The organism is Microcoleus sp. BM001215392, from assembly GCF_036700185.1.
In the GTDB taxonomy this organism is placed as follows: domain Bacteria; phylum Cyanobacteriota; class Cyanobacteriia; order Cyanobacteriales; family Microcoleaceae; genus Microcoleus.
This window is the reverse complement of sequence record NZ_JAUBOJ010000594.1, coordinates 1-2,891: the sequence shown is the minus strand read 5'-3', so window position 1 is coordinate 2,891 and position 2,891 is coordinate 1. Positions and strand designations below refer to the sequence as shown.

Sequence of the window (2,891 nt, the reverse complement as noted above, 5' to 3'; positions counted from 1 at the left end):
GCATTTCGGCATTAAATCTCTGGTTCTCACTAATAAATTGTCTGCCGAAATGCTTCGCCCTTGCCAAAATGAGATGCACCCTATGTTATGATTAAATTGAGTAACATAGACTATTAAATTATCAATGAAATTTATCGACTTGTTTTCAGGAATAGGAGGTTTCAGACAAGGTTTTGAAAAAGTGGGCTTTGAATGCGTTTTTTCCTGCGAAATCAACAGCAAATGCCGAGAAGTGTACGCAGAAAACTTCGGCGAAATTCCTTTTGCAGACATCAGTAAAATTAATCCTGCCGAGTTGGCAGACTTTGATGTTTTAGTCGCTGGGTTTCCCTGCCAACCTTTTAGCATCTGTGGCAAAAAGCTGGGTTTTGAAGATACTAGAGGGACGCTGTTTTTCGAGATTTGTAAAATTATCAAAGTAAAACAACCTCAAGTAGTTGTGCTGGAAAATGTCAAGCACTTAATCCATCACGACAAGGGAAATACCTTAAAAGTAATTATTGCCAGTCTTGAAGATTTGGGATACAGCGTGAATTACAAAATGCTAAATGCTAAAGACTTTGGAATTCCCCAACATCGCGAAAGAATATTCATTATTGCAACTAAAGGTAAAGAATTCAATTTTTCTCGTCTCAAAACCAAGTTTCCGCCAAAACTCAGGGAATTTCTAGACGAGACAGGAGATTTTGAAATTGTGGATAAATCTGAGTATACTTTAATTGAGTCTCCGAGAAAGCAAGATTCGGGACTGTTATTTGTAGGTTACAGGAATAAAGGTACTTGGAAAACTGGCGTGAGGCCGAATACAGAACATTTATCGAGGGTTCACAGACAGCCGAATCGGATTTATTCGGTGGATGGCGTCCATCCGACTATTCCTTCGCAAGAAACATCGGGCAGGTTTTTTGTCTATTTTCGCGATCGAGATATGGTGAGAAAGTTGAGTCTGAAGGAATGTTACAGACTGATGGGTTTTCCTGAAGATTTTAAAAGTTATCCGAGTGCGGGGGAAAGTTACAAGCAAATTGGAAATTCGGTTTGCGTGCCGGTGGTAGAGGCGATAGCCAAAGAAATATTAAGTCAAAATTTGTTGTATGATGCAACGAAGGAATCACGAAGACACCCAGAGTCCCGACTTCTAGGGCGTCGGTTCAGTATCAGGAGTTGACAAAACAAACTGGAAATGATATGTGAATTGAGAAGCCTGTTAAATTCTCACAATCAGAAAGAAGGAAGAAACCTTATGCGCCCTCACTTATGGCATCCTCCAATTGAACTCTCAGACGCTGAAGCGTTGATTATCAAACGCATTAAACGAGCCAAGTTATTTACGTTTCTTCGACTGAACCGTTCATTCATATTTAATGATGAGTTTCAAGAAGAACTTGCTACAATTTTTAAAGACAGCACAGTAGGTCAGGGCCCAGTTCCTCCTGCACAAATTGCTCTGGCAATTATTCTGCAAGCCTACTTAGGCATTTCTGACGATGAAGTAATTGAAGAAATGCTCATGGATCAACGTTGGCAGTTAGTTCTCGATTGTCTAAAGTGTGAAACTCCCCCTTTTAGCAAAGCCACTTTGGTGAGATTCAGAAATCGCTTAATTAAAAAAGAACTAGACCAACGTTTAATTGACCGCACCGTAGAAATTGCCAAACAAAAAGGTGGATTTGGCTCATCTCAACTAAAAGCAGCTTTAGATTCTTCCCCGTTATGGGGAGCTGGTAAAGTCGAAGATACATATAATCTCTTGGGTCATGCTTTGCGGAAAGCGGTGAGTATGATAGCTGCTGTGCAGGGGCGGGAGCCAGCAGAAATTGCCCTGGAAGCAGGTGTACCCATCCTGAATAGTTCCAGCTTAAAAACGGCTTTAGATTTAAACTGGGATAATCCAGTAGAGCGTCAAAATGCACTCTTAATTATCCTAAGTAGCTTAGATTCTGTGGAAGAATGGATGCAAAGCCAGTCTGATTGTGATGAATTTGAAGTAGTTCAAGAGACTCTAGATGTTGCCCGAGTCATTGAATCCCAAAATGTGACTTTCGACTCACAAGGCGTTCCGAGTTTAAGTAAAGGGGTCGCCGCATATCGTCGCATTTCTATTGAAGACCCAGATATGCGACATGGGCGTAAAAGCCGCTCTAAAAAAATAGATGGATATAAACGCCATATCCTCAAAGATTTAGAGAGTGGTGTAGTTTGCGCGGTGGCGTTGACACGCGCAAATACTCCGGAAGCCACTGCTACAGTTGACCTGGAACGTGACTTAAAATTTCAAAATATTCACCTATCCCAGTTACATATCGATCGGGCTTATTTATCCAGTCATTGGGTGACACAACGGGATGATAAATTACAGATATTTTGTAAGGCGTGGCCGGTCAAAAATTCTGGACGGTTTGATAAAAATTCTTTTTTTCTTGACTGGGATACGCATTTAATTAGCTGTCCCAATCAGGTAAGTATCCCATTTGAACCCGGAAAAATTGTTCATTTTCCTGTGAGTGAATGTGCCATTTGTCCTCTGAGAAAAGACTGTACAAACAGTAAAAGAGGACGTAGTGTATCAATTCATCCTGATGAAGCCTTAATGCAAGAGTTGCGAGCACGTCAATCGACTGCTATTGGTCGCCAAGAATTGAGAAAACGTACTACAGTTGAACACTCAGGCGGCTCATATTGGCCATTGGCAGGGGAACCGTGCTCGCTATATAGGGCTGCGGAAAAATCTCTTCGATTTACGGCGAGTCGCTGTTGTCCATAATCTTCATGTCATTGCTCGAATGGATAAGGTTCTGCCAATTAAACCTGGCGTAGAGTCTAACTCATTGACCGGGTAATTGCATACATCTCTTTTCTTGTCAACTCTTAATACTGAACCGACGCCCTAG

1 protein-coding gene and 1 pseudogene are annotated in these 2,891 nt (G+C 41.4%); both read left to right on the top strand.

Annotation, left to right across the window (positions count from 1 at the left end):
- Nucleotides 1-124 precede the first annotated feature (124 nt).
- Entirely contained in the window at nucleotides 125-1,168 is a 1,044-nt protein-coding gene (gene dcm / locus QT974_RS33110; protein ID WP_333472602.1) for a DNA (cytosine-5-)-methyltransferase, read from the top strand.
- Nucleotides 1,169-1,243: 75 nt separating this feature from the next.
- Nucleotides 1,244-2,840 (top strand): annotated as a pseudogene (locus QT974_RS33105) (IS1182 family transposase).
- Nucleotides 2,841-2,891 lie beyond the last annotated feature (51 nt).